20 protein-coding genes, 1 tRNA gene and 1 pseudogene are annotated in these 26612 nt (G+C 66.3%); 16 read left to right on the forward strand and 6 right to left on the reverse strand.

The genetic code is table 11. The features are described 5' to 3' along the window. Both D578_RS14940 and D578_RS0110745 read right to left on the reverse strand, forming a co-directional pair. A partial coding sequence (locus tag D578_RS14940; RefSeq protein WP_018949950.1) for a helix-turn-helix domain-containing protein occupies nt 1–202 on the reverse strand: 202 nt, incomplete at its 3' end. Between the two features lie 96 nt (nt 203–298). Then, nucleotides 299–1159 carry a diiron oxygenase gene (locus D578_RS0110745; protein ID WP_018949951.1) on the reverse strand — a complete coding sequence of 287 codons (861 nt, stop codon included), beginning with the start codon at nt 1157–1159 and terminating at the stop codon, nt 299–301. A 111-nt stretch (nt 1160–1270) separates the two neighbouring features. Between D578_RS0110745 and D578_RS0110750 the strand changes: the two genes are divergently transcribed. Together D578_RS0110750 and D578_RS0110755 are read left to right on the forward strand one after the other, a co-directional pair. Further along, nucleotides 1271–1600 carry a DUF1820 family protein gene (locus D578_RS0110750; protein WP_018949952.1) on the forward strand — a complete coding sequence of 110 codons (330 nt, stop codon included), beginning with the start codon at nt 1271–1273 and terminating at the stop codon, nt 1598–1600. 96 nt (nt 1601–1696) lie between these two features. Further along, nucleotides 1697–1787, forward strand: a tRNA-Ser gene (locus D578_RS0110755). Nucleotides 1788–2272: 485 nt separating this feature from the next. Here D578_RS0110755 and D578_RS0110760 read toward each other — a convergent pair. Continuing rightward, the gene (locus D578_RS0110760; RefSeq protein ID WP_018949953.1) at nt 2273–2536 is read right to left on the reverse strand and encodes a hypothetical protein; all 264 of its coding nucleotides are present in this window, start codon (nt 2534–2536) and stop codon (nt 2273–2275) included. A 59-nt stretch (nt 2537–2595) separates the two neighbouring features. After that, nucleotides 2596–3674 (reverse strand): annotated as a pseudogene (locus tag D578_RS14945) (metal-dependent hydrolase). A gap of 82 nt (nt 3675–3756) precedes the next feature. Between D578_RS14945 and D578_RS0110770 the strand changes: the two are divergent. Then, a complete protein-coding gene (locus tag D578_RS0110770) occupies nt 3757–7428 on the forward strand; it encodes a hydantoinase B/oxoprolinase family protein (protein WP_018949956.1) in 3672 nt (1223 codons plus the stop codon). Between the two features lie 21 nt (nt 7429–7449). Here the strand turns inward: D578_RS0110770 and D578_RS0110775 are convergent, their stop codons facing one another. Together D578_RS0110775 and D578_RS0110780 are read right to left on the reverse strand one after the other, a co-directional pair. Then, on the reverse strand, nt 7450–7983 hold the full coding sequence (locus D578_RS0110775) for a lipocalin family protein (RefSeq protein ID WP_018949957.1): 534 nt from the start codon (nt 7981–7983) through the stop codon (nt 7450–7452). A 97-nt stretch (nt 7984–8080) separates the two neighbouring features. Next, a complete protein-coding gene (locus D578_RS0110780) occupies nt 8081–10189 on the reverse strand; it encodes a DUF1631 family protein (RefSeq protein ID WP_018949958.1) in 2109 nt (702 codons plus the stop codon). 279 nt (nt 10190–10468) lie between these two features. On the opposite strand from D578_RS0110780, the gene D578_RS0110785 reads away from it, so the two are divergent. The 13 genes from D578_RS0110785 to D578_RS0110845 all read left to right on the forward strand — a co-directional run bounded on the left by D578_RS0110785 (nt 10469) and on the right by D578_RS0110845 (nt 26593). After that, entirely contained in the window at nt 10469–11506 is a 1038-nt protein-coding gene (locus tag D578_RS0110785; protein WP_018949959.1) for a cyclopropane-fatty-acyl-phospholipid synthase family protein, read from the forward strand. 3 nt (nt 11507–11509) lie between these two features. Next, nucleotides 11510–12283, forward strand: coding sequence for a DUF1295 domain-containing protein (locus D578_RS0110790; RefSeq protein WP_026289299.1), 774 nt, complete (start codon nt 11510–11512; stop codon nt 12281–12283). Between the two features lie 180 nt (nt 12284–12463). Beyond that, nucleotides 12464–13186, forward strand: coding sequence for a septum site-determining protein MinC (gene minC, locus D578_RS0110795; RefSeq protein ID WP_026289300.1), 723 nt, complete (start codon nt 12464–12466; stop codon nt 13184–13186). A 91-nt stretch (nt 13187–13277) separates the two neighbouring features. Next, nucleotides 13278–14087: a septum site-determining protein MinD gene (minD, locus tag D578_RS0110800; protein ID WP_018949962.1), complete on the forward strand. Its 810-nt coding sequence runs from the start codon at nt 13278–13280 to the stop codon at nt 14085–14087. Between the two features lie 2 nt (nt 14088–14089). After that, the gene (minE, locus tag D578_RS0110805) at nt 14090–14347 is read left to right on the forward strand and encodes a cell division topological specificity factor MinE (RefSeq protein WP_018949963.1); all 258 of its coding nucleotides are present in this window, start codon (nt 14090–14092) and stop codon (nt 14345–14347) included. Between the two features lie 4 nt (nt 14348–14351). Continuing rightward, entirely contained in the window at nt 14352–15359 is a 1008-nt protein-coding gene (locus tag D578_RS0110810) for an NAD-dependent epimerase (protein WP_018949964.1), read from the forward strand. Nucleotides 15360–15532: 173 nt separating this feature from the next. Continuing rightward, on the forward strand, nt 15533–16207 hold the full coding sequence (locus D578_RS0110815; RefSeq protein WP_018949965.1) for a type 1 glutamine amidotransferase domain-containing protein: 675 nt from the start codon (nt 15533–15535) through the stop codon (nt 16205–16207). 84 nt (nt 16208–16291) lie between these two features. Further along, complete coding sequence (locus D578_RS0110820) at nt 16292–17065, forward strand: TetR/AcrR family transcriptional regulator (protein WP_018949966.1); 774 nt, start codon at nt 16292–16294, stop codon at nt 17063–17065. Between the two features lie 59 nt (nt 17066–17124). After that, entirely contained in the window at nt 17125–18234 is a 1110-nt protein-coding gene (locus D578_RS0110825; RefSeq protein WP_026289301.1) for an efflux RND transporter periplasmic adaptor subunit, read from the forward strand. A gap of 15 nt (nt 18235–18249) precedes the next feature. Next, nucleotides 18250–21345, forward strand: a complete 3096-nt coding sequence (locus tag D578_RS0110830; protein WP_018949968.1) for an efflux RND transporter permease subunit — start codon at nt 18250–18252, stop codon at nt 21343–21345. A gap of 314 nt (nt 21346–21659) precedes the next feature. Beyond that, nucleotides 21660–23084, forward strand: coding sequence for a form I ribulose bisphosphate carboxylase large subunit (locus D578_RS0110835; RefSeq protein WP_018949969.1), 1425 nt, complete (start codon nt 21660–21662; stop codon nt 23082–23084). Between the two features lie 69 nt (nt 23085–23153). Next, on the forward strand, nt 23154–23486 hold the full coding sequence (locus D578_RS0110840; protein ID WP_018168592.1) for a ribulose bisphosphate carboxylase small subunit: 333 nt from the start codon (nt 23154–23156) through the stop codon (nt 23484–23486). A gap of 158 nt (nt 23487–23644) precedes the next feature. Then, entirely contained in the window at nt 23645–26593 is a 2949-nt protein-coding gene (locus D578_RS0110845; RefSeq protein ID WP_026289302.1) for a CsoS2 family carboxysome shell protein, read from the forward strand. Nucleotides 26594–26612: the final 19 nt, after the last annotated feature.

Genomic DNA, 26612 nt, shown 5'->3' on the forward strand with positions numbered 1-26612 from the left:
GCCATTTGGAAACCGTTTGCGTCGACACCTTGTGCCGGGCCGCGATTTCACGCCCGGGAAGGCCTTCGGAACTGTCCAGGATCAGCTCCGCGCGTTGCTTCTCGGCCGCTGGCGTTTTGCGGCGCCGTACCCACTGCTGCAGCTCGGCACGCTCAGAATCCGACAGGTCCAGCTTGATCGGTTTGCGACCACGTTGAGCCATCACGCCCCCTCTTAAACGGAGATCAACCCATGGCCTATATTGTATAATGAACTATTGTTAAAGCACACTAGGCGACGGCCGGCCCGGGGTGGTGCCCTATCGCCAGTTCAGGACCAGGCCCTGGGCACGGAGGATTTGCAACGCGGGGTCGACACAGGTATCGATAAAGGCGGCGCGGCGTGGATTGTCGCGCGCCAGACGGCGGTAGTCCGGGCCCACGGGCAACCCCGCGAGCTGGTAGATATCCGCCGTGGGGTAGTAGAAGGCATGCACGAACTGGCGGAACACCCGTCGCATCAGCGGGCGGTAGGCCGCCTTTTGCCAGGTCGGCAGGGTATCCAGATAACTCTCCAGCGTGTCCCGGGCATGCGCCATGTGGCGCGCCTCGTCGATCATGTGGGTGGTCACGACGTCGTGCACTGTGGGGCTGATCTGATCGCGGCGCTGGTGAATCAGGCGATTCATCCGATCCGGGACCTCCTCGCCGATCATCACTGCGATCCAGAAGATCGAGGACTCGAACGGGGCAAAGCGGCCGACCAGGGTGGCGAGCTTCGGTTTCGGGAAGCGCCGTTCCGGCAGCTCCAGCCCGCTACGGCGCATGAACTCGATGAACATCAGGCTGTGGCCAGCCTCTTCGCGCAGCTCGTGCAGGCGGTAGTTGAGCCGGTCTAGCCGGCCGGTCGAGTGCATGGAGATGCGCGAGATGCGTTCCATGAACAGGCCTTCCAGCCACAGCGCGCCACTGATGAAATAGAGAAATTCGTACTGCGACAGGCGGCGCTTCTGCTCGCCGGACAGCGCGGAATATTCCGGCGTGCCGAACAGCGAGATGGCCTCTTCCGGGATCCAGTAGTCCTCCGAAGACAGCGCATCCCAGCGAATCCGCGTGAGCGGATCCTGGTACGGCGAGCTGTTGCGGCTCAAGTGATCGAGCAGCTCCTGGGAGGAATTCATCGTTGGCGTGCCGGGACCCATGCGGATAACGCCCGGAATCATACCGACTCTGCCGCCCCGGACCAACGCCAACCCGTTGCAATCTGCGGTTGCTCCCCCATGATAGAGCGCATGGACAAGAACCTACGGTACCGAATTAGTTTTCTGAACAACGGCAAAACGTACGAGCTGTACGCCCGCGACGTTTACCAGGACGAGCTTTACGGGTTCGTCACGATCGAGGGCCTGCTGTTCGGCGAGCGCACGCAAATGGTGGTGGATCCGTCGGAGGAGCGCCTGCGCACCGAGTTCGAGGGTGTGGAGCGTTTCCATGTGCCGATGCATGCGCTGATCCGGATCGACGAGGTCACGGCGGTGGGCACCCCGCGCATTCACGATGCGGGCACCGCCGGTGGCAATGTGCACGCCTTTCCCGGGCTGCCGGGCAAGGGCGGTTCCTGAGCCCGCAAGCTGCTGTTTTGCGCCCGCTCCATTGCGCCGGTGCCGCGGCTGGTTTAGGATTCCGCGCTTCGTGACCGTCCAGCGGTTGCGGAAAACGGAGAGGTGGCCGAGCGGTCGAAGGCGCACGCCTGGAAAGTGTGTATACGGTAACCCCGTATCGAGGGTTCGAATCCCTCCCTCTCCGCCAGATTCAAGCAAAGGGGCCCGAGTGGCCCCTTTTGCATTCTCGGCCGTGGCGTGTTGCTCGTTGGCGGTTGGGCATGGTTCATCAACCGATTTTTTCGATGTTTTTGATGCCTTCGGATGCGCCAGGCCGGCAGCGCTGAACTCCTTGCGCCTGCGGCGCCGATCAGAATTTCTATTTTGAATCGTCCGGCCTGACACGCCCTCCGCGAGGGGTTTATATCCGGATGGGTAGCTTGAGACAGGCGTTGTCTTATCGTGGTCGTTCGGTTTCACCATTGAGGCAGATCCAGCCCACCGTAGGATGCCGATGAGCGAAGCGAATCGCATCATGGCCCGTGCCGCCTCGGCGAACGGTGCGTTTCGCTCCGCTCAACAGCACCCTACCTGTGATCTCTCAAGCGCCTGCGTCTCCGTAGCGGGTCAGAGCACGGCAGGCGGCCGGACGAGGGCATCGTAAACGTCCGATGATGAGTCAGGACCGATCGGCTAGCCGCGGGGCTTGAAGCCGGGTGGGTGGCGGGCAATCCAGGTGACGAAATCGTGGACGACTGGTTCGTCCAGGAGTGCTTCGCGGTTATTCAGGCGTTCGGCCAGGGTCTGCTCGTCGAAGTGTTTGTGGATGTGGTCATGGCAGGGGCGGCAGACCCACAGGATGCGGCCCTCGCGTTCGGCGCGGGTGAAGCGCCGGCGGATGCGCTTGCGCCGGTGCTGCTTGCGCGGGATCAGGTGGTGGCGGGTTAGCGCGTCCATCGCGCGGCCACACAGTTCGCAGGCGGCTGCCGGTCCCCGTTCAGCCTCGCCGGATCCGATCACGGCATCTGCAGGCGGCAGCGCGGCGGCGGCTGGGTGATGGCGTAGTCGGGCTGCGCCAGATCCATCAGGCAGGGGGCGCCTTCCGGGTCGACGATGCGCGTGCCGATGGCGCGGATCGCGTCCTGGCGCAGGCCGGTCTCGCGGACCTGGCGGCTGGTGATGGGCTGCCATTCGCCGTCGCGTTCCTCGGCGATCTCGAAGCCGAAGGGGAAGTAGCCGGGCGCGCCGAGGCGCAGGTCGGTGACCACCAGCCGGTCGGGTGCTTCGTCCTGCTCGGCGCGGTGGAAGCGCAGGAAGTCGCCGGCGAACCATTGCAGCCGCTGCCCGTCCTCCAGGGCCAGGGCCTCGTCCTGCAGGTGCGCGCCGCGTTCGAAGACCTCGAAGTCCGGGCGGATCGGCTGGTCGAAGATGCCCACCCAGGCCTCCAGAAACTGGTCATCATCCACGACGGTGACGCGCCACAGCAGCAGGTTGAACGGGGTAGGTTGCACTAGGCGTGGCTGGTCCTGCAGGTCCATCGCGATCAGGGTGGGCTGGATGCGGTGGTCGATCCAGGCCTTGAGCGCCAGCCCGGACCCGGCATAGGCGGTGGAGAGGACCAGTCCGGCCACCAGCAGCCTTGGGGCGAAGCGGTAGAACAGCGCGCCGATCGTGGCGACCAGGAGGGGCACGGTGTAGAGCGGGTCGATCACGAAGATCGAGGCTGTCCCCACCGGCCCGGCGAAGGGCCACAGGAGCTGGGTGCCGTAGGTGGTGAGCGCATCCAGCAGCACATGGGTGGAGAGCACCAGGAACAGGAACCACCACCAGCGCCCGAAGCCGATATCGCGCGTGGCCGGGATCCGTGCGAGCAGGCCCGCTATGCCCGTCGCGACCAGTAGATGCAGCAGCAGGGAGTGGCTGAAGCCGCGGTGATGGATGAAATCGGAGACGTCATCCCCGTAGGCTATGAGCACGTCCAGGTCCGGGATAATGGCCACTACAGCGCCCAGCAGGACGGCCTGCGGCCCAGGCGTGATCCGAGGGTCAGGCCGCCGACAACGGCGCCCAGGCTGGCTTGGGTGACGGGATCCATGCGGGAGCATTTCCTTTTTGGTGACGCGCTTGCGACTGGCGCGCGGCGCCCAAGTTCACGTGATCAGACCAGAGCGGCAAACATGACTCAAGCCGGAACCGACAACCAATGGCAGTTCTGGGTGGACCGCGGCGGCACCTTTACCGATCTGGTTGCACGCGACCCGGAGGGCCGGCTGCATACCCGCAAGCTGCTGTCGGATAACCCGCGGGCCTATGCCGATGCCGCGGTGCAGGGCATCCGCGACCTCCTCGGACTGACCGCCGAGGCAGCGATCCCCGCCGGGATGATCCACGAGGTGCGCATGGGCACCACGGTGGCGACCAACGCGTTGCTGGAGCGCAAGGGCGAGCCGACCCTGCTCGTGGTCACCGCAGGGTTGGAGGACGCACTAGCGATCGGGCACCAGGCGCGGCCGGACCTGTTTGCGCGCTTCATCCGCCTGTCACAGCCGATCTATGCGCGAGTGGCACCGGTACGCGAACGGGTGAACGCGGCCGGCGAGGTGCTGCAGCCAGTGGATCTTGATGACCTGCGTCCGCGCCTGCAGGCGGCGCTGGACGACGGTATTCGCGCGGTGGCCATCGTCTGCATCCACGGCTATCGCTATCCGGCGCACGAACAGGCCATCGCGGGGCTCGCGCGGGAGATGGGCTTCGCCGAGGTGGCGACCAGCCACGAGACCAGCCCTCTGATCAAGCTGGTGCCTCGCGGCGAGACCACGGTGGTGGACGCCTACCTGTCGCCCGTGCTGCGCCGCTATGTCGATCAGGTGGCCGGCGAACTGGGGGATGTGCCGCTGCGCTTCATGCAGTCGCATGGCGGGCTGGTGGACGCGGCCCGTTTTCGCGGCCGTGACGCAATCCTGTCCGGTCCGGCCGGCGGTATCGTCGGGGCGTTGAAGACCGCCGCGCCACTGGGGTTCGAGCGCCTGATCACCTTCGATATGGGCGGGACCTCCACCGATGTTGCGCATCTGGCGGGCGAGCTGGAACGCCGCCAGGAGAGCGAGGTGGCGGGTGCGCGTCTGCGTGTGCCGATGCTGGATATCCATACCGTGGCCGCTGGAGGAGGGTCGGTCTGCCGCTTCGACGGCATCCGCCTGCGGGTTGGGCCGGAGTCCGCCGGGGCGCAGCCCGGGCCGGCCTGCTACGGCCAGGGCGGGCCGTTGACGGTGACCGACTGCAACGTGCTGCTGGGGCGCCTGCGCCCGGCGTATTTCCCGGCCGTGTTCGGCCCCGATCGCGACCGGCCGCTGGACCCGGAGCCGGTTCGGAAGCAGTTCGACGAGCTGGCGGTTCAGGTCATGTCGATGACGGCTGAACGGGTGACGCCGGAGGCGCTGGCCGAGGGGTTGTTGCAGATCGCGGTGGAGCACATGGCCCAGGCGATCAAGACGATCTCGGTGCAGCGTGGCCACGACGTGTCGCGCTATGCCCTGGTCTGTTTTGGCGGGGCCGGCGGGCAGCATGCCTGCCGGGTCGCGGAGCAGTTGGGCATGCGCCACATCCTGTTCCATCCGCTGGGCGGCGTGCTGTCGGCCTACGGGATGGGGCTGGGGGAGCTGCGGGCCCTGCGCGAGCGCAGCCTGGAATGGCCCCTGGACGACGAGCATGCCGCGGCGATCGAAGCCGCGCTGGATGATCAGGCCACGGCGGCGGCCGCGGCCCTGGCGGACCAGGGGGTGGAACCCAAAGCCATGCGCATCGAGCGCCGGCTGCATCTGCGGCTGGCCGGCTCGGACACCGCGCTGGAGGTCCCGGCCGGGTCCTCCGATGCGCTGATGGAGGCCTTCGCCGCAGCCTATCGCGGGCGCTACGGCTTTGCCCCGCCGGATCGCGAGCTGGTGGTGGCGGTCGCGGCGGCCGAGGCCATCGCGACTGCGGCGGAGGCGCCGCCGGATCGGTCACCGGAACCGATGGTCGAGGGTCCCGCGCCGGAGGCGGATACGGTCGCGATGGTGGTGGCGGGCGGGCTGCGCGACGTGCCCCTGTACCGGCGCGAGGCCCTGAGCCCCGGGATGACGCTGGCAGGCCCGGCACTGGTCATCGAGGCTACCGCGACGCTGGTGCTGGAGCCGGGCTGGAGGGGTCGGATCGAGCACGAGGGCTCGCTGTGCCTGGAGCGCGAGGCGGGCGCGGGTCGGCGGGTGCAGCCAGCGGACGCCGCGCCGGACGAGATCCCGCGCGATCCCATTCTGCTCGAGGTCTTCAACAATCGCTTCATGGCGATTGCCGACCAGATGGGTTTCACCCTGCGCAATACCGCCCATTCGGTGAACATCAAGGAGCGCCTGGACTTCTCCTGCGCGCTGTTCGATGCACGTGGCAATCTGGTCGCCAATGCCCCGCACATGCCGGTGCACCTGGGGTCGATGGGTGCCAGCGTGCGTGCGGTGGTTACGGTGGCGGCCGGCGATCTGCGCCCGGGCGACGCCTGGGTGCTGAACGACCCCTACAACGGCGGGACCCACCTGCCGGACATCACCGTGGTTACGCCAGTCTTCGTCGGCCCCGGGGATGCGGTGACCGAGGACCCGCAGGCCGGGATTGAGCAGCCGGCCTTCTTCGTGGCCTCGCGCGGCCACCATGCCGATGTCGGCGGCATCACTCCGGGCTCGATGCCGGCCTTCTCCCGCCGGCTGGAGGAAGAGGGCGTGCTGATCCCGCCGACCCTGCTCGTTCGCGAGGGCCGCTTCGCGACCCCGGCGATGCGGACGCTACTGGCCTCGGGCGAGTGGCCGGCGCGCAACCCGGAGCAGAATCTGGCCGATCTGGAGGCCCAGGTGGCGGCCAACCGCAAGGGGCTGGAGGAGCTGGGGCGGCTGCTGGACGAATACGGTACGGGCACGGTGGCGGCCTACATGCAGCATGTGCAGGACAACGCCACCGAGGCGGTGCAGCGGCTGATTGCGGGCCTGGAGGGCGGCACGTTTAGCTATGCGCTGGATAACGGTGCCGAGATCCGGGTTGCCGTGATACCCGATCCGGGAGCGCGCCGACTGCGGATCGATTTCGCGGGGACCTCGCCGGCCCGCGAGGACAACTTCAATGCCCCGGGCTCCATCGTCCGTGCGGCGGTGCTGTACGTGCTGCGCACGCTGCTGGAGGACGAGATCCCCCTGAACGATGGCTGCCTGGTTCCGGTGGACCTGGCGATCCCGGAGGGTTGTCTGCTGAACCCGGCGCCGCCCGCCGCCGTGGTGGCGGGCAACGTCGAGACCTCGCAGGTGGTGACCGATGCCCTGTTCGGTGCCCTCGGGGTGCAGGCCGCGGCCCAGGGCACGATGAACAACCTGACCTTTGGCGATGCCGAGCGGCAGTACTACGAGACCATCGCCGGGGGTGCCGGGGCCGGTCCCGGCGAGGACGGGGCGAGTGCGGTGCAGACGCATATGACCAACTCGCGTCTGACCGATCCCGAGGTGCTGGAAAGACGTTTCCCGGTGCGGGTGGAGCACTTTGGCTATCGCCGAGGTTCCGGCGGCCGGGGGCAGCGCCGCGGCGGCGACGGTGTGATCCGGCGGCTGGGTTTTGATGTGGCGATGGAGGTTGTGCTACTGGCCAATCGGCGCCGCGTTCCTCCATTCGGACTGGCCGGGGGTGAGCCGGGGGCGCTTGGCGAGGATGCCATCCTGCGCGCGGACGGCATGCGCGAGCCGATGGCAGGCTGTGATCGCCAGACGGTGGGCCCGGGGGATGCGGTGGAGATCCGGACTCCGGGGGGTGGCGGCTACGGGCGCGTCAGGGATTAGGCTCGCCGCAGCACGGGGACGTCAGTCGTCCCAGCGCTGCGGGACGCGCTGGATCTCATCGGTGTCGTATCCGAGCTCGGCGAGGTAGGCGAGGATGGCCTGGTAGTCGTCCTCGGGCATCTCCGGTTCGCGCGCCATGATCCAGACATAGTCGCGCTTGCTGCGGCCGATCACCGTCTGGCTGTAGTCCTCGTCGAGATAGACGATCAGGAACTCGGCCTTGAACGGCCACAGGAATCGCATGCCCCATTCGGCGTTGTCCTTGCTGCGTACGAAGCCTGTCGGGTTGTATTCGCGGCGCGGGCCGTCGAAGCCGCTCTTGTTGAACGAGAAGGTGGTGGCAATGGTGCCGTCGTCGTTCAGCGCGTACTGCTCCAGGGCGTTGTAGGCATCGCGCTCCAGTAACGTCGGGATGTTCGCGATCACGTACCAGTCGCCCATGTAGCGGTCGAGGTCGACGTGGTCCACGGTCGGCATCTTCTGCGGGCTGCTGCATCCGGTCATCAGGATCCCCAGTACCAGGCCCGCGCAAAGGGCCGCCAGTGTGCGTGTCATCGATGCATCCCAGAGGGGTTCGAAAGATGGACCGTGCCGCTGCGGAAAAGGTCCGGTGGGGTGGCAGGCCGCGTGCCAATCCGGTCCAAGGTTGGCCTCAGGCGGTCTGGCCGAGGCGCTGATCCATCAGGTGATCGAACAGCGATTCTTCCGGAATGATCTGGGCGCGACCGCTGCGGAATTCGTGCGCCAGACCCTGAATGCTGTGCTGGCGCTTGGCGCGTCCGGCGGCATCGGTGAACAGCAGGCGTCCGGCGTGACTGCCGCGCCAGACCAGCTTCATGCGCGTGACCCTGGTGCCGGCGGGGGAGGTGAACTGGATCCAGGTGCCGGAGATCAGGTTGTCGGCATGCTCGACATGCTCGTCGTCGTGGTCGCGCATCAGGGACGGATCGTCGTCCGGGTGGCGCGGTGCACTGCCGAAGATGGAACTCGGGCGGGCGCTGGTTCGCTTGCGCGTCGGCTCCGATCGTTCTTCGCTAGTGCCTGCCTTGTCGGTTTGCCCAGTCGGCGCCTGTTCGGCTGGTGCCTGCCGATCGGCGGTGGCGGAGCGGCGTTTTCCGGCGGCGACCAGGTGGGCGCTGACCAGGTCCTGCTTGATACGGGCGCGCTCCTCCTTCGATAGCGGGGCGCGATCGAGGAAGGCACGGATGCGGGCCAGGAGTGGTGCGGAGGCCTGGAAGTCCGGTTCCCGCTGCATCAGTCCCAGAAGCTCGTGCAGCAGGGCCATCCCGTCGCTGTCCGGGTCCGCGGCGTCCGGGGGCGCGTCACCGGATGCCGCGGCATCCGCCTCCGCGGTCTTCTGGGCGGTCATCAGGGGTACCCAGGCATCCATCAGTTGTTCGCGGGCCTCGTCGGGGATGTCCTGGCCCATGGAGATCACAGTGCGCTCCACCGTGGATTCGACGCTGTAGCTGATCTCCAGCGTGCGTTCCTCCAGCTGTGCCTCAGCCTGTTCGCTCGCTGCCTGGTGGGCGATCTGTTCCTCGGCCGCGGCAAGTTCTTCCCGGAGCCGTTCCAGAGCCTCGTCAAAGGCCGCGCTGTCGCCCAGGCCACCGTTACGCACGCGCTCCACATTCGCGAACACCAGGCGGGTGAGCGGCAGCTGTCGGGCCTCGTCCAGGGGCAGGTCGGGGTCGATGCGCAGCGCGATGTTGAGCAGCAGGCCGGTCATCTGGCGCGCCGGGTGCATGCGATCGCGGAAGAAGTGGGTTTCGCGCATCGCGATGCGAACCAGTGGCAACTGAAGATCGGACAGCGGCTCGCGAAGGGCGGGGTTGAGGTCGTCCCGCTTCAGGATCAGATCGAACAGACCCTGCAGCAGATCCATGATGAACGGTTCCAGCGTGCTGGCTGGAGATGTGTTCAGCACGGTGGTGATGGCCTCGACCGGGCTGCCAGCAGGCATCTGTCCGGCTTCCGTCATGACTTCGCCGGCGACCGGTACCTGATACCCGAATTGGCCCCAGTTGCCCGACGCGGCGCCGGTCCCGGGCGAGTTGGCCCCCGGCGGGGCGCTGGTGGGGGCTGTTTGTCCCGCGTTGGTATCGCTGCGACCTGCCGGCCTGCGTGTCGTCTGGCGCACCTCGGGAACCGTGAAGCCGGCCGCGCGGAAGTCCTGCAGTAGCGCCTGCATTTCGGGCTGCATTTCCCGGAGCATGTCACGATCGAACCAGTGCAGGAGCAGCAGGCATTCGTCGGCGGACAGCGGGACGGCCTCCACAGCCTCGAGGAAGGCCTCGCCCAGTGCGTGGGGGTGCCAGGGCGCAGCTTCGGGCGGTGTGGCGAGGTCATAATCCCGGGTGACCGTCTCCAGCGCGTCGATCTCCTCGGACAGGCTGGAACGCGCGCTGTTGACGAGCTTGCGCAGGGCGACTTCGCGTTCGGTGTCGGCGTCATCCATCAGGGACAATTCCAGGCCGTCACCGGTGAGGTCGCCTGCGCCCTCTGTTTCGTCAACGGAGATCAGGGCCGCGTGTAGTCGCTCGCGGAAGTGTTGCCTGATCGTTGAACTACCCATCCGAACCTGTCGGGACAGGGCGAATTTCTGGGCCGCCCGCTGCGAATCGATGGCGCGTTCGGAGGCCTCCATCAGCCGGTCGTCGAGGTCATTCAGAAAGGCGTCGTGCCGCTCCTGGACCGCCTTGAAAAAAGGTGCCCAGATACGGTGGAGGGTGCGGGCCGGGATCCGTTGGGGTTGCGCCATGTCGGTTCAGCAGCTGAGATCAAGGCTGCCAATCTAGCACCCCGGCAATCAAAGGTGTCAGTCACCCGCGACCTTTCCCTGCCCTGACGGGGAACCGCATGTCGGGCCCCGGGTCAACGAGGTTGATGTTGATTCATTCGCACGTTGGCGTTGATCCTTTTATCTTTCTACTAGCCCCGGCGCGGCGGGCGCCGGGGCTAGGCAGCACGCAAGACCGACTCGGGAACCAAAGTGCGAATGGGTCCGTGTCTCCCTGAATATCGCAACAGAGGCCGACAGATGCAGCGGATGATCGAATGGGCGGAACAGGGACGGGTGCCGGACCCGCTGGTGCGGGCGGGGATTCGTCGGCTGCTGGCCGCGCGGCTGCGCGCGAGTGGGGCCCCGGCCGAGGAGGCGATGGAGCGGCGTTATGCGTTGATCGAGGCGATGCGCGCCGCGCCCGTGGCGTTGTCCACCGAGGTTGCCAACGAGCAGCACTACGAGGTTCCGACCGAGTATTTCGAGCGCTGCCTCGGGCCGTGGCTGAAATACTCCTGCGCCTGGTGGCCGGAGGGCGTGGACGACCTGCGTGGCGCCGAGGCGGCCATGCTGCAGCTGACCTGCGAACGGGCGGGCCTCGAGAACGGGCAGCGGGTCCTGGAGCTGGGCTGTGGCTGGGGTTCGCTGTCGCTCTGGATGGCGGAACAGTACCCGAAGTCGCGCATCGTCTCGGTGTCCAACTCGGCGACCCAGCGGGCGTCGATCGAGGCGCGGCGGGATGCGCGCGGGCTGGAAAACCTGACGATCATCACCGCGGACATGAACACCTTCGCGCCGGAGCAGACCGGGTTCGACCGGGTGGTCTCGGTGGAGATGTTCGAACATATGCGCAACTGGCCCGAGTTGCTGCGGCGCGTGGCGACCTGGCTGCGCCCGGGCGGGCAGTTGTTCATGCATGTCTTCGCCCATCGCGAGTTCGCCTACTTCTTCGAGAGCGAGGGCGAACACGACTGGATGGGGCAGTACTTCTTCCGCGACGGGCTGATGCCAGCGGATGACCTGGCGCGGCATTTTCAGGAGGATCTGCGGGTGGTGCGCCAGTGGCGGGTGAACGGCCACCACTACGCGCGCACCCTGAACGCCTGGCTGGCGCGCCAGGACGCCGCGCGGGACGAACTGATGCCGTTATTCGAACAGACCTACGGCGAGCAGGACGCGGCGTTGTGGTTTCAGCGCTGGCGGATGTTCTACATGGCCTGCGCCGAGCTGTTCGACTATCGCGGCGGGAACGAGTGGTTCGTGTCGCATATCCTGTTTCGTCGGCCGGAAGGTTAACGGGTGGCGGGATGGGGCATGTTCCTTGCCGGGCTTGCCGCGGTGCTGGCTCTGATGACGGCGGTCTGGGCGGCGAGCGTGCTGCGGCGCGACGCGAGCCTGGTGGATCGCTACTGGGGTCTGGGTTTCGTGCTGGTCACGCTGGTGTGGTGGGGGCTGGCCGGGTGGCCCCTGCTGGGGCTGTGGATCGTGATCCCGGTGCTGCTGTGGGGGCTGCGGCTGTCCGCCTTCATCACCTGGCGCAACTGGGGCCACGGCGAGGACGGGCGCTACACGGACATGCGCGCGGGCCGCAGCGAGCGTGCCTTTGCCGTGCGCAGTCTGGTCACGATCTTCTGGCTGCAGGGCGCACTGGTGGCGGTGATCGGCCTGCCCATGCTGGCCGTGGTGCGGGCCGACGCGCTGGGGTGGCCGCTGGCCGTGGCCGGTCTGCTGTTGTGGGCGGTGGGGCTTTTTTTCGAGGCGGTGGCGGATGCGCAGATGGCACGTTTTCGCGCCGATCCGGGCAATCGCGGGCAGGTGATGGATCGCGGCCTGTGGCGTTTTAGTCGCCATCCCAACTATTTCGGCGAGATTGTGGTCTGGGTCGGGTTCGCCCTGCTGGCCCTGGCTGCGGGCGGCTGGTGGGCTGTGCCCTCCGTGGTGTTGATGATCCTGCTGATCCTGCGTGTGTCCGGCGTCACGTTGCTGGAAAGTCGTCTGCATGAATCCCGACCCGGTTATGCTGACTACGTGCGCCGCACCAACACGCTGATCCCGGGCCCACCGCGCAGCTGATGCGGCGGCAGGAATTATCCCGCACCCTTGCTGCGCTTTCCCCGTCCGCGCTATAAAGCGCACGTCCTGTCCGACCGGTGGTCGGGCGCCTCTCCCGTAGCCGCCGTAACCGCAAGCGAGTCGATCGATCCGATGAGTGCGAACCCGAGTTCCGTCCAGGCCATTGAATTGAAGGGGCGCATGATGCTGGTCTCGGTGCTGCGCGTGTACCAGACCGATCCGCGGGTTCTGGGCGAGGCGCTGGCCGCGCGGCGCGAGGAGGCCCCGGATCTGATGCGCGACATGCCGATCGTGCTCGATCTGGAGGCGGTGGCCGAGAGCCCGGAGTCCGACCTGCAGGCAACCATCGAGCGCGTGCGCGCCGAGGGCTTCAAACTGATCGGCCTGCAGGCCGGCGCCGCCGCCGAGCGCCTGCAGAGCTATGCCGAACTGTTCGATGTGCTACCGGTGCTGCAACTGGGTGGGCGCGGCGGCGCGCCCACCGGCGAGGTACCGCTGGAGGACGAGCCCCCGGCGCCGGACAAGGCCGTCGAGCCCGAGGAGGAACGTCCGCCGACCGCCGTGGCGGCGGTCCACAGCTCGACTCGTATCGTCGATCAACCGGTGCGCTCCGGGCAGCAGATCTACGCCCGCGGGGGGGACCTGATCGTGACCGGCGCAGTCTCGCCAGGGGCCGAACTGCTGGCGGACGGGCACATTCACGTGCTGGGCCCGTTACGTGGGCGTGCGCTGGCCGGGGTGCGCGGCCTGGTGACCGCGCGTATCTTTTGTCGGCGCCTGGACGCCGAGCTGTTGTCCATCGCCGGACATTACCGGATCGCCGAAGACATCACGGAAGCCGAACGCGGCGAGAATCGGCTGGTGACACTGGACGACGAAAGCCTCAAGATCGCGGAGATATGATCGGCCACCTGCCGGTCACGAATGACAGGAACCCGTCCACACGCCCCGGGAACGCCGGGCGCGTGCAAGACGACAAGGAGCTACCGCCAACATGGCACGTATCGTAGTGATTACCTCCGGCAAGGGCGGGGTGGGCAAGACCACCACCTCGGCCGCGATTGCCACTGGCCTGGCCCAGCGCGGTCACAAGACCGTCGTGATCGATTTCGACGTCGGTCTGCGCAACCTCGATCTGATCATGGGCTGCGAGCGGCGTGTGGTGTACGACTTCGTCAACGTGATCAACGGCGATGCGAACCTGAAGCAGGCCCTGATCCGCGACAAGCGTGTGGAAAACCTGTACATCCTTCCCGCCTCGCAGACCCGCGACAAGGATGCCCTGAGCCAGGATGGCGTGGAGCGCGTGCTGAACCAGCTGTCCGAGGACTTCGATTACATCGTCTGCGACAGCCCGGCCGGGATCGAGCGCGGGGCGCTGATGGCCGCCTACTTCGCCGACGAGGCGATCGTGGTGACCAACCCCGAGGTCTCCTCGGTGCGCGACTCCGACCGCATCCTCGGCATCCTGGCGAGCAAGACGCGCAAGGTGGAGCAGGGCGGCGAGCCGATCGAGGGCAAGCTGCTGCTGACGCGTTACTCCGCCGAGCGCGCCGAACGCGGCGAGATGCTGAGCATCGAGGACGTCGGCGAGATCCTGGCGATCGAACTCCTGGGCGTGATCCCGGAATCCCAGGCGGTGCTGAATGCCTCGAACGCCGGACAGCCGGTGGTGCTGGACGAAGAATCCGACGCAGGGCAGGCCTACCAGGACGCGGTGGACCGGTTCCTGGGCGAGGAACGCCCGCTGCGCTTTGTCGATGTACCGAAGAAGGGCTTCTTCGGACGCCTGTTCAAGGGTTGATCATGGGGATTTTCGATTACTTCCGTCAGCCGCGGCAGAAGAGCGCCAGCGTTGCCAAAGAACGCCTGCAGATCATCGTGGCGCGCGAGCGTGCGGCGCGCTCCGGGCCCGACTACCTCCCGGCAATGCAGCAGGAACTGCTGCAGGTGATCCGCAAATACGTTCAGGTGGACGACGAGGCTGTGCAGATGAGCGTTGACCGCGAAGGGGACTGCGAGGTCCTCGAGCTGAACATTACCCTGCCGGACGACCAGGACTAACGCGATGAAAGTTCTTGTGACCGGCTCGGCCGGATTTATCGGCAGCGCCCTCAGCCTGCGCCTGCTGGAGCGCGGCGACGAGGTGATCGGCGTCGACAATCTGAACGACTACTACGACGTCTCGCTGAAGGAGGCGCGCCTGGCGCGCACCCAGGACCACCCGAACTTCACCGAGGTGCGCGAGGACATCGCCGATCGCGCCGCGATGGAGCGGGTGTTCCGCGAGCACCGCCCGGAGCGGGTGGTGAACCTGGCGGCCCAGGCCGGCGTGCGCTATTCGCTGGAGAACCCGGCGGCCTACGTCGACACCAACCTGGTCGGTTTTGGCAACATCCTGGAAGGCTGCCGGCACAACGGCGTCGAGCACCTGGTCTATGCCAGCTCCAGCTCGGTCTACGGCGCCAACACCACCATGCCGTTCTCGGTGCACGACAACGTCGATCACCCGCTGAGCCTGTACGCTGCCAGCAAGAAGGCCAACGAGCTGATGGCGCATACCTACAGTCATCTCTACGACCTGCCGGTGACCGGGCTGCGCTTCTTCACCGTCTACGGCCCCTGGGGCCGCCCGGACATGGCGTTGTTCATGTTCACCAAGAAGATCCTGGCGGGCGAGCCGATCGACGTCTTCAACTACGGCCACCACCGGCGCGACTTCACCTATATCGACGACATCGTCGAGGGCGTGATCCGCACCCTGGATCACGTGGCCCCGCGCAACCCCGACTGGAACGGGGCCGAGCCCGACTCCGCCACCAGCGCGGCCCCCTACCGGCTGTACAACATCGGCAACCACGAGCCGGTGGAATTGATGCGCTACATCGAGGTGCTTGAGGACTGCCTGGGCAAGAAGGCCGAGAAGAACCTCCTGCCGCTGCAGCCGGGGGATGTCCCGGACACCTATGCCGATGTCGAGGCCCTGCGCCAGGACGTAGGCTATGCCCCCGCGACTGTGGTCGAAGACGGCATTGCGCGCTTCGTCGAGTGGTATCGCGAGTACTACCGCGTTTGATTTCCAGCCCGCGGCCACCCGGCCGCGCGGTCCTTGGTCCCGCTCGTTTGTCGGACCCTTCCTTGCCTGTCGTTCAGGGTCAGTCCCGTGGCCCGTTCACGGAAGTCGTGCGCACCAGGAACCTGTAGCCGGTCGGTGAGTCCACCGGAGACATCGATGCAAGGAGACAAGGCATGAGCCAGACCATTTTGATCGTAGTCACCAGTCACGGCGAGATCGCGCCCGGTCAGGCGACGGGCCTGTGGTTCGACGAGTTCGCCGAGCCCTATGATCGCTTCCGCAAGGCGGGTTTCGAGGTCAAGGTAGCCAGCCCGAAGGGCGGCCCCGTGCCGCTGGACCCCAAGAGCCTGGAGTCCAGTCATTTGGGTCCGGCGGCGGTGGCCGCTCAGGAGGCCCTGGACGACACCATAACGCTCGACGCGGACACGAACCACGGGGCCTATGCGGCGATCTTCTTCCCCGGCGGCCACGGGACCATGTTCGACCTGCCGGACAATCCGCATGTGCAGCGCCTGGTCGCGGAATTCATGGAGAACGACAAAGTGGTTGCCGCGGTCTGCCACGGGCCGGCCTGCCTGGTCGGCGCGATGCTGGCGGATGGCAGTTCCGCGGTGAAGGGGCGCAAGGTCGCGGCCTTCACGAACAGCGAGGAGAAGGCGGTCCAGCTGGACACTGCGATGCCGTTCCTGCTGGAGGACAAGCTGCAGGAACTCGGCGGCGAGGTGGATACCGCCGACGATTGGGCCGATCACGTGGTGGTGGACGGCAAGCTGGTGACCGGGCAAAACCCGCAGTCCAGCAAGAGTGTCGCCGACGCGATCGTGCGACTGCTGCGCGAAACGGGTTGAGCACCTGAATCCGGCCGAGGCGAATGCCTCGGCTTTTTTTGATCCCGGATGTGAATCAGGTTCAAAAACCGTCGCTGGTTCGATATGCTGCGTTCCATGAGTACAGTGGATCGCAAGAAGCGCGAGCGCGAGGCGCGCGAGGCGCTGTTCATCGAGCGGGCGCACGAGCGCATCCGCGAGGAGGGCCTGCTGGCCCTGCAGATGTCGAAACTGGCGGCAGACTGCGAGTACGCGACGGGCACGCTGTACCAGCACTTCGAATCCCGGGAGGACCTGCTGGCGGCGGTGGCGGCGCGCACCACGCTGCAGCGGGCCGCGCGTTTCCGGGCGATCCCGGAGCTGGCGCTGAGCACCCGTTCGCGCATGCTTGCGATCGTGCTGACCGACATCGATTTCGCCGCGCAAAACCCCGACTACTATCGCCTTACCCAGTACCTGGTGACCGAGGTGGTCTGGGCGAATGTGTCGGCTCCGCGCCGCACGGCATTGCTGGAGGCCGGGAAGCCGATCAGCGAGGCGGTGCATGCGGTGGTGGCCGAGGCGCGCGAACGCGGCGATCTGCCCCCGGCCCGCGAGATCTCCGAGGAGGAGATGGGGTTGGGCCCCTGGGCGCTGAACGTGGGCATGCAAAGCCTCGCCAATGCGCGGGGCCTGCTGGATGCCTACGACATCCACCGGCCCTATGACCACCTGATTCGGCATTTCCACGCCCTGATGACCGGCTGGCGCTGGGAGCCGCGTCTGGACCCGGACGAGCCCACGGTTGTGCGCGCGGAGACCGAGCGCGTGCGGGCGGTCCTGCGCGATGCGGGTCTCGGCGATTCAGGCCTGGCCTCGAGCTCTGCAGCGGCGGGCTAGTCCGCCGATCACAATTCATGATGCCGGCGGGGATGGCCCACCGGATCCGGGAGACCCTGATGAAGCGTTTCATCCTCATGCTGGTGGCGGTGGCCATCGTGCTCGGCGGTATTTTCGGCTTCAAGGCCTTTGTCGATCAGCAGATCGCAGAGTACTTCGAAGATATGCCGGAGCCCGTGGTGACCATCAACGCCGCCGAGGTGTCGACCGACTCCTGGACCCCGCAGGTGCGTGCCATTGGGAGCCTGGAGGCGGTGCAGGGCGCGACCCTGAGCTTCGAGACGCAGGGCATTGTCCAGGCGATTCACTTCGAAAACGGGGCGCGGGTCGAGGCCGGCGATCCGCTGGTGGATCTGGATACCACGCTGGACGAGGCCGAGCTCGACAACCTGCGTGCCGGCGAGCGCCTGGCGCGCCGCGAGCTGGAGCGCGCCAGGGGCCTGATCGAGCGCAACGACATCTCGGATTCGGAATTTCAGCGCCGGGTGGCCGAGGCCGAGCAGGCCCAGGCCTCGGTGAAGGCGCAGGAGGCCCGCATCCGGCAGAAGAGTCTGCGCGCGCCGTTCGCTGGCGAGCTGGGTATCCGTGAGGTGAGCGTCGGCCAGTTCGTTGGGCCCGGGGATCCGATCGTGGTGCTGGAGGCGCTGCAGCCGCTGTATGTGAATTTCACCCTCCCGGAGCGCCGCTTGGGCGAGATCGCCCTGGGTCAGGACGTCCGTGTGGATGTGGATGCCTTTGGCGAAGCATTCACCGGCGAGGTGACGGCCATCGAACCGCGGGTCCGCGCGGCCTCGCGCATGTTCCGCGTGCAGGCCGTCCTGGGCAACGAACAGGGTCGCCTGCGTCCGGGGCAGTTCGCCCGGGTGACGCTGGATCGCGGGGAGTCCGAGGAGGCGGTGGTCGCGCCGCAGACCGCGATCCGCTTTGCGCCCTGGGGGCAATCGGTATTCGTGATCGCGGAGGACGACGAAGGCCAGCTGCGGGTGGAGCAGCGCCTGATCGAGACCGGCGCGCGCCGCGGTGATCTGGTGCAGGTCCTTGACGGGCTGGAGCCGGGTGAACGTATCGCGGCCAGTGGCCTGCTCAAGCTGCAAAACGACTCCCCGGTCGAGATCACCGAGGATGCCCAGCCCGACGCCGAGCGCGACCCGCGCCCGGCGAACCGCTAGACCGGGGTCGCTGGCATGCGCTTTACCGATATCTTCATCCAGAAGCCGGTGCTCGCCACGGTGGTGAGTCTGTTCATCCTGTTGTTCGGGGTGCGCGCGGTGTTTGACCTGAACGTGCGCCAGTTCCCCGAGGTGCAGAACGCGGTGGTGACTGTCAGCACCGCGTATATCGGCGCGGATGCCGACCTGGTGCAGGGCTTCATCACCACGCCGATGGAGCGCGAGGTGGCCGAGGCCGAGGGGATCGATTACCTCGTTTCCACCAGTCGCGCGGGGATCAGCATCGTCGAGGCCCACCTGGAGCTGGACTACGATCCCAACGTGGCCCTGACGCAAATCGCGGCCCAGGTGGACAAGATTCGCAGCGACCTGCCGGCGGAGGCCGAGGACTCGGTGGTGGATCTGTCCGTGGGGCAGGACGTGGCCGCAATGTACATGTCGTTCTACTCCGAACGGCTGTCCAACAACCAGACCACCGATTACCTGATCCGCGAGGTGCAGCCGGAACTGGCGACCATCAACGGCGTGCAGCGGGCCGAGATCCTGGGTGCCCAGAGCTTTGCGATGCGCGCCTGGCTGGATGCCGATCGCATGGCGGCCTTCGGCGTGACCGGGCGCGATGTGCGCGAGGCATTGCAGCGCAACAATGTGCTATCCGCCGTGGGTCAGACCCGCGGCTCCATGGTCGGGCTGGCTTTGACCGCGGATACGGATCTAAGCCGGCCGGAAGACTTCGAGCAGCTGATCCTGTTCGACGCCGACGGTGACCTGGTGCGCCTGAGCGATGTGGCCGAGGTCGAGCTGGGCTCGGAGAACTACGACACCTCGGTGCGCTTCAATGGCGAGGCGGCCACCTTCGTCGGCATCGAGATGGCGCCGGACGCCAACGCCCTGGACGTGATCGCGGAGGTGCGCCAGGTGTTCGACGAGCGCATCCTGCCGCGCCTGCCATCGGGGCTGGAAGGCGAGATCGTCTACGACTCCACGGACTACATCCAGAGTGCGATCGACGAGGTGCTGGTGACCATCGGCCTGGCGCTGGGGATCGTGCTGGTGGTGATCTACCTGTTCCTCGGCTCGCTGCGTAGCGTGATCATCCCGGCCGTGGCGGTGCCGCTGTCGCTGGTGGGCACCTTCATGCTGATGCTGCTGATGGGATTCTCGCTGAACCTGCTGACCCTGCTGGCAATGGTGCTGGCCATCGGCATCGTGGTGGATGACGCGATCATCATGCTGGAGAACATCTCCCGCCATATCGAGGAGGGGATGTCGCGCATGGATGCGGCGATCCAGGGGGCGCGCGAACTCGCCTGGCCGATCGTGGCGATGTCGACCACGTTGGTGGCGGTGTTCCTGCCGCTGGGGTTCATCGGGGGGCTGACGGGTACGCTGTTCGTCGAATTTGCCTTCACCCTGGCGGCGACGGTGGTGATCTCCGGCATTGTCGCGATCACGCTGTCGCCGATGATGTGCTCGAAGATCCTGCGCGATGGCGCCACCGAGAAGCGCGGGCGAATCGAGGGCTGGCTGGATACGCGCTTCGACGGGCTCCAGCAGCGCTATCGCCGGCGTCTGCACGGGGCACTGAATGATCGTTTCACCATCGCGGTGTTCGGCGCCATCGTTCTGGTGTCCTGCTACTTCCTGTTCGTGACGTCGCAGACCGAGCTGGAGCCGCCGGAGGACCAGGGCTTTGCGTTTTCCATCATGGAGGGCGATGCCTACATGGGCCTGGACTGGCTGGAGCGCAACACGGCGCTGACCGACCAGTTCCTGGACGAGATCCCGGAACTCGAGAACATCTTCATCGTGAACGGTTTCGGTGGCGGCCCGGGCATCGCCGGTGCCGGCAACCAGGCCCTGGGTGGTTTCGTCCTCGCACCCTGGGATCAGCGTGACCGGGATACCGAGACCATCCTGCAGGAGGAGCTACAGCCACGCCTGGACCGCATCCCGGCGCTGGAAGTATTCGCGATCCAGCCGCCGCAGCTGCCGACCCCGGGCGACGGCGCTCCGGTCAGCGTGGTCCTGGGCTCCACCGGTTCGTTCGAGGAGCTGGAGCAGTTCGCCAGCGAGATCATGCAGCGGGCGATGGCGACCGGGCGCTTCATCTTCATGGATTCCGATCTCGACTTCGACCAGCCGCAGGTGGATCTCAAGATCGACCGCGAACGCGCCGCGCAGCTCGGGATCGACATGGCCACGCTCAATGCGGATCTGGCGACCATGCTGTCTGGCGGGTTTGCCGGGCGCTTCGCGATGGAGAACCGCAGCTATCGCGTGATCCCCCAGGTGCAGCGCAGTGAGCGCCTGAATCCGGAGCAGCTGGAGGAGCTGTTCACCCGCACCCGCGATGGCGAGCCGATCCCGCTGTCCAGCATCGTGACGCTGGAGGAGACGGTCACCCCGCGCTCGCTCAAGCGCTTCCAGCAACTCAATGCCGTGACCCTGTCGGGCGTGCCGCGGCCGGGCGTGACCCTGGGCGAGGCCCTGGACATCGTCGACCGGATTGCCGCCGACGTGCTCCCGCCGGATGTCAGCGTCGACTACGCCGGACAGTCGCGCCAGCTGAAGGCCGAGGGCAGTGAGCTGGTGATCACCTTCTTCTTTGCCCTGCTGGTGATCTTCCTGGTCCTGGCCGCCCAGTTCGAGTCGTTCCGCGACCCGTTGATCATTCTGACCACGGTGCCGATGTCCATCGCCGGGGCGCTGATCTTCATCAGCCTCGGGGTGACCTCGCTGAACATCTATACCCAGGTGGGCCTGCTGACCCTGATCGGCCTGATCGCCAAGCACGGCATCCTGATCGTGGAGTTTGCCAACCAGCTGCAGCGCCAGGGCCGGACGCTGCGCGAGGCCATCGAGGAGGCTGCCGCGCTGCGCCTGCGGCCGATCCTGATGACCACCACCGCGACCGTAGTGGCGATGGTGCCGTTGCTGATGGCTGCTGGGGCTGGGGCCGGCTCGCGCTTCGCGATGGGCCTGGTGATCGCCAGCGGCATGGCGATCGGGACGCTGTTCACGCTGTTCGTGGTGCCCGCCGTGTATCTGTATCTCGCGCGGGATCACCACGCCGCCGCCAGCGGAGAACCGGCGACCGCGACTTCGTGAGGTCCGGGCAGGCCGTGCCCGGGGTGCTGCCTGCGGCCGGTAACGCGGGCTTGTACCCTGCATCGCGCCAAAGGCATGCATCGGCTACGGTCTTCGACTACAATCGACAACCGCAATCCGTCGCGGTCGGCGTCCCGACGCCTGACTGCAACCTTGCGAACCCGAACCCCCGCCGGTCAGCGGCCCTCCCGCTGCCCGGCTTTTATATAAACGATAGTCTATCGGTCGCATCTAGATTATTTATTTGTTATTAGTGATTGCCCTCCCTAATCTAGGCGACCATCACGATTAACCAACGCGTAGGAGAAGGCCACATGTCTGCCGCCAAGAAGTACTCCGCGGGCGTCAAGGATTACCGCGAAACATACTGGATGCCCGAATACACGCCGCTGGATACTGACCTGCTGGCGTGTTTCAAGATTACCCCGCAGCCCGGTATCGACCGCGAAGAAGCTGCCGCCGCCGTGGCAGCCGAGTCCTCCACCGGTACCTGGACCACGGTGTGGACCGACCTCTTGACCGACATGGATTACTACAAGGGTCGGGCGTACATGATCGAGGACGTCCCGGGAGACGACGAGTCCTTCTACGCGTTCATCGCCTACCCGATCGACCTGTTCGAAGAAGGCTCCATGGTGAACGTGTTCACCTCCCTGGTCGGTAACGTGTTCGGCTTCAAGGCCGTGCGTATGCTGCGCCTGGAAGACGTGCGCTTCCCGATCGCCTACGTGAAGACCTGTGGCGGTCCGCCCATGGGTATCCAGGTTGAACGTGACCGCCTGAACAAGTACGGCCGCCCGATGCTGGGCTGTACCATCAAGCCGAAGCTGGGCCTGTCCGCGAAGAACTACGGCCGTGCCGTGTACGAGTGCCTGCGTGGTGGTCTCGACTTCACCAAGGACGACGAAAACGTCAACTCCCAGCCGTTCATGCGCTGGCGTGACCGCTTCGATTTCGTCCAGGAAGCGACCGAAAAGGCCGAAGCCGAGACCGGCGAGCGCAAGGGTCACTACCTGAACGTCACCGCGCCGACCCCGGAAGAGATGTACAAGCGTGCCGAGTACGCCAAGGAAATTGGCGCACCGATCATCATGCACGACTACATCACCGGCGGCTTCTGTGCCAATACGGGCCTGGCCAACTGGTGCCGCGACAACGGCATGCTGCTGCACATCCACCGTGCCATGCACGCGGTTATCGACCGTCATCCGAAGCACGGTATCCACTTCCGTGTGCTCGCCAAGATCCTGCGTCTGTCCGGCGGTGACCACCTCCACACCGGCACCGTGGTCGGCAAGCTGGAAGGCGACCGCGCCGCGACGCTTGGCTGGATCGATCTGCTGCGTGAATCCTTCATCCCGGAAGACCGCTCGCGCGGCATCTTCTTCGATCAGGACTGGGGTTCCATGCCGGGCGTGTTCGCCGTGGCCTCCGGTGGTATCCACGTCTGGCACATGCCGGCCTTGGTCGCCATCTTCGGCGACGACTCCGTGCTGCAGTTCGGTGGCGGCACCCTGGGCCACCCGTGGGGCAATGCTCCGGGCGCGACCGCCAACCGTGTGGCCGTCGAGGCCTGCGTCCAGGCCCGCAACGAGGGTCGCGAGATCGAGAAGGAAGGCAAGGAGATCCTGACCCAGGCCGCCCAGCACAGTCCCGAACTGAAGATCGCCATGGAAACGTGGAAGGAAATCAAGTTCGAGTTCGACACCACCGACAAGCTGGACGTCCAACACAAGTGATCGTCCGTGTGCGGGCGGCCTGAGTGGGCCGCCCGCACCTTCAGAGAACAAGCGCATAGGATTAACGACATGTCCGATATTCAGAACTTCAAGCCGGTGCAGAAGTACGAGACCTTCTCCTACCTGCCCGAGATGAACGCCGATCAGGTTCGCCGTCAGATCGAATACGCCATTGCCCAGGGCTGGAATCCGGCGGTCGAGTACAGCGAAAAAGAACACGCCATGTCCAACTACTGGTACATGTGGAAGCTCCCGATGTTTGGCGAGCAGTCCGTCGAGACCGTGCTGAGCGAGATCGAGCAGTGCCGCCGTGCCAATCCCGGCATGATGGTCCGCTTCCTCGCCTACGATAACTACGCCCAGAGTCAGGGCACGGCCTTCGTGGTCGACCGCGGTCGCTAAGGACCCGGTACCTGCCGGGTCCGCCTTCGGGCCCGGCAGTTCAGTAAAGCGTTATTTACCGTTGCTGCCGCCAACTGTAAGGAAGTGCCATGAGTAATCCGACATCTGCGTCTGAAGGTCTCTCGGGGCGTGAACGTGCCCTGGAACGGCGCAAAGCCATGTCCCGTAATGGCAAGGCTGCCGTCAAGTCGACCGGTCAAACCAAGGGGAGCAGCCGCTCCGCCGTGGCTGCGCGGGACGCGCGCCAGGCGAAACCGGACCCTGTCCCGGCGCCCCAGACGCGGGAGCGGGAAATGCACTCCAGTGAATCCTCGTCGCAGGTCTCCGTCGAGACCCGCGACACCACCCCCGAGCGCCGGCCCGATCCGGGCGCGCACGCGGGTGCCTCCAGTGGTCGCCAGGTAGCCCTTGAGCGGCGCCAGAAAATGGCGCGCCAGGGCAAGAAAGCCGTGGGCCGAACCAATACCCGTGCGCAGGCTGCGGGTGGCATGGCCCCCGCCGGCGCTGAGCGTTCGCGCCAGCTGGAAGCGCTGGCCCAGTCGCAGAACGTCGAGGTCGATTGCTCGAACATGAGCGGTCGCGAGATCTGCCGCCTGCGGCGTCAGGCGCTTTCCACGGAAGGCAAGAAAGCCGTTGCGCCGGAACCGCGCCGTGGGGATCGCATCAAGGGATCGGAGCCGGTGGCTGCTGCGACCCAGGAATCCAAGAAGGATTGCGGCTGCGGCTGCAAGGGCGAGAAGGCCGAGCGCGATGCGTCGGTAAACAGCGCCCCGAGCCGCGACTCCGCGATGGTCGAAAGCGGCCTGGACCAGCTGTGCGACAAGGTCGAATCCGGGGGTGAGGCCGCTGGCCCGCACCCGATGATCTCCGAGGTTCGTGCGATCTGCATGGCCCGCCGCGATGCCATGGCGCAAAACGGCAAGCAGGCCCTGCGCCGTCGCTTCAACGGCGGTCAGGCCCGCGGCACCCTGCCGCAGGAAGGTGCCTGGAAGGCCTCCAAGCGCAAGGGTATGTCCACTCGCGAAGTGGCTCGCCAGCGCCGCGACGAACAGTGCAAGCTGGGCCGTGGCTCCTCCGAGCCGGGTCGGCCCTGCGGTCGGCCACGCCCCGTCGAGGGCGATGTGCCGCCGAAAGTTGAAGAGGGCACCACGCTCGCCGGCAGCCACGTCAGTGGCACGCAGGTCGAGCGGACCTCCGGCGTTACCGGCACCGAGGCGGGCAGCTGCTCGTCGGTCACCGGGACCGAATACCTTGGGGTGGAACATTACGAGCGTTACTGTGGCGTGTCCCCCGCAGGCAATCCGCCGAAGGTGGGCGCTTCGCACACGGCGCACGGCCAGTCCGTCAGTGGCACCGAGGTCGGTCGTTCGACCCGCGTGACCGGCGACGAGCGTGGGGCCTGCGAGACGATCACCGGCACCGAATACCTCAGTACCGAGCAGTACGAAGGCTTCTGCGGCACGCGTCCGCAGGCCGGGCCGGCCCGAACCAGCGTGATGGTCACCCGTCAAGGGGAAGGCGTATCGGGCACCTCGGTCGGGCGTAGCCCGAGCGTTACCGGCGACGAAGCCGGCTCTTGCCGCGATGTGACCGGTACCGAGTACCTGAACACCGCGGCCAGCGAGGTTCCCTGTAACACGGGAAAGTCGAACGGGGCGCCGGCGAAGGTCGGCGTGATGCACACGCTTCGCGGTCGTGAATTGACCGGGCCTGAAGTCGGGCGCTCCATCAACGTGACCGGTAACGAATATGGCAGCTGCAAGCCGGTGACCGGGACCGAGTATCTCGGCACCGAGCAGTTCCAGGGCTTTTGCGGTACTCGCCCGGAGCCGGCCCCGGCCAAGGTCCAGGAGTCGCACACCATGGATGACCAGAGCGTGACCGGAGTGGCCGTGGGCCGCAGCCAGCACGTGACCGGCGATGAGCGCGGCTCCTGTGCCTCGCTGACCGGTACGCCGTACTACAACAAGTCCGACTTTGGTGAACTGTGCGACCGCCCGGACGCCGGCGGTGTGCCCAAGGTTGGTGTGATGCACACCCTCCGGGGTCGGGAGGTTTCGGGCACCCAGGTGGATCATTCGATCCACGTCACGGGAGACGAATATGGCGGCTGCAAGCCGATCACCGGAACTGAATACGCCGGTTCTGAGCATTACGACGCTTTCTGTGGCGGTCAGCGCCCGGAAGCCAGTCCGGAGAAGGTGACTGTGGGCCGTACCTGGAACCAGCAGATTGTTTCCGGCTCCGCGATCGGGCGTTCCTCGCGGGTGACCGGTGACGAGTACGGTTCCTGTAAGCCAATCAGCGGCACCGCCTATATCGGTCCGGATCAGTACGATCAGTTCTGCGATACGCAGGATTCGAAGGAGGCCGGGACCCGTGTGGCCGAGCGCCAGTCCACGCCGGGGCACTCGCTGTCCGGCAGCCAACCGGGCTACGACAAGCGCGTGACCGGTACCGAACGTGGCGCCTGTCAGGACGTTTCCGGTTCCCCGTACGTGGGCGGCAAAGAGTTTGCCCAGAGCTGCACCAGTGCGGCGAGCAGTCTGCATCCGCGTCTGCGCCCGGAGGGCATGGGCACGCAGGCGGCTCCGGCTCAGCCAGCGCCACAGGAATCCGCTCGCCCGATGCCCAACGCCGGTTTCAGTGTGGACACGCCGGCGCGGGTCGCCGCGGAGCGTCGTGAACGCGTGACTGGCACGGCCTATGGCACTAGCGGAAGCCTGACCGGTTCGATCAACAAGGCGATGGGTCTGGTCTCCGGCACCGAAGAGTTCCGTTATGGCGCCAGCAAGCAGTCCGTGGCCGCGGAGCCGGTGGAAGAAGCGGAGAAGGTCGGTGCCAACCGGGTGACGCTGAACGGCAGCAGCAATGGCGTCTCCATTACCGGCGACGACTGGGGGCGCGGTGACCACGTGACCGGGACCGAGGGCCTCTCGACGCGCCGCAACCAGACGCAGAAGGGCAACCCGCGTGGTGAAGGCCGCAGCGCTTATATCAATCGGGAACTCGAGCGCAAGGAAGCGCCCCCGAGCAGGATCACGGGTTCCTCCGGGAACAGCGACGCCGGTTCTCTGGTGACGCTGTCCGGCGGGGCGCGCGGTTAAGGACAGGAGAGGACTCTGA

It is taken from the genome of Thioalkalivibrio sp. ALMg11 (assembly GCF_000377905.1).
Taxonomy (GTDB): Bacteria; Pseudomonadota; Gammaproteobacteria; order Ectothiorhodospirales; family Ectothiorhodospiraceae; genus Thioalkalivibrio.

Excerpts from the sequence above, each read along its gene's own strand:
- D578_RS0110745 (WP_018949951.1), bottom strand. The coding sequence starts at position 1,159 with ATGAATTCCTCCCAGGAGCTGCTCGATCACTTGAGCCGCAACAGCTCG.
- D578_RS0110750 (WP_018949952.1), top strand. The coding sequence starts at position 1,271 with ATGGACAAGAACCTACGGTACCGAATTAGTTTTCTGAACAACGGCAAA.
- D578_RS0110760 (WP_018949953.1), bottom strand. The coding sequence starts at position 2,536 with ATGGACGCGCTAACCCGCCACCACCTGATCCCGCGCAAGCAGCACCGG.
- D578_RS0110770 (WP_018949956.1), top strand. The coding sequence starts at position 3,757 with ATGACTCAAGCCGGAACCGACAACCAATGGCAGTTCTGGGTGGACCGC.
- D578_RS0110775 (WP_018949957.1), bottom strand. The coding sequence starts at position 7,983 with ATGACACGCACACTGGCGGCCCTTTGCGCGGGCCTGGTACTGGGGATC.
- D578_RS0110780 (WP_018949958.1), bottom strand. The coding sequence starts at position 10,189 with ATGGCGCAACCCCAACGGATCCCGGCCCGCACCCTCCACCGTATCTGG.
- D578_RS0110785 (WP_018949959.1), top strand. The coding sequence starts at position 10,469 with ATGCAGCGGATGATCGAATGGGCGGAACAGGGACGGGTGCCGGACCCG.
- minC (WP_026289300.1), top strand. The coding sequence starts at position 12,464 with ATGATGCTGGTCTCGGTGCTGCGCGTGTACCAGACCGATCCGCGGGTT.
- minD (WP_018949962.1), top strand. The coding sequence starts at position 13,278 with ATGGCACGTATCGTAGTGATTACCTCCGGCAAGGGCGGGGTGGGCAAG.
- minE (WP_018949963.1), top strand. The coding sequence starts at position 14,090 with ATGGGGATTTTCGATTACTTCCGTCAGCCGCGGCAGAAGAGCGCCAGC.
- D578_RS0110810 (WP_018949964.1), top strand. The coding sequence starts at position 14,352 with ATGAAAGTTCTTGTGACCGGCTCGGCCGGATTTATCGGCAGCGCCCTC.
- D578_RS0110815 (WP_018949965.1), top strand. The coding sequence starts at position 15,533 with ATGAGCCAGACCATTTTGATCGTAGTCACCAGTCACGGCGAGATCGCG.
- D578_RS0110820 (WP_018949966.1), top strand. The coding sequence starts at position 16,292 with ATGCTGCGTTCCATGAGTACAGTGGATCGCAAGAAGCGCGAGCGCGAG.
- D578_RS0110825 (WP_026289301.1), top strand. The coding sequence starts at position 17,125 with ATGAAGCGTTTCATCCTCATGCTGGTGGCGGTGGCCATCGTGCTCGGC.
- D578_RS0110830 (WP_018949968.1), top strand. The coding sequence starts at position 18,250 with ATGCGCTTTACCGATATCTTCATCCAGAAGCCGGTGCTCGCCACGGTG.
- D578_RS0110835 (WP_018949969.1), top strand. The coding sequence starts at position 21,660 with ATGTCTGCCGCCAAGAAGTACTCCGCGGGCGTCAAGGATTACCGCGAA.
- D578_RS0110840 (WP_018168592.1), top strand. The coding sequence starts at position 23,154 with ATGTCCGATATTCAGAACTTCAAGCCGGTGCAGAAGTACGAGACCTTC.
- D578_RS0110845 (WP_026289302.1), top strand. The coding sequence starts at position 23,645 with ATGTCCCGTAATGGCAAGGCTGCCGTCAAGTCGACCGGTCAAACCAAG.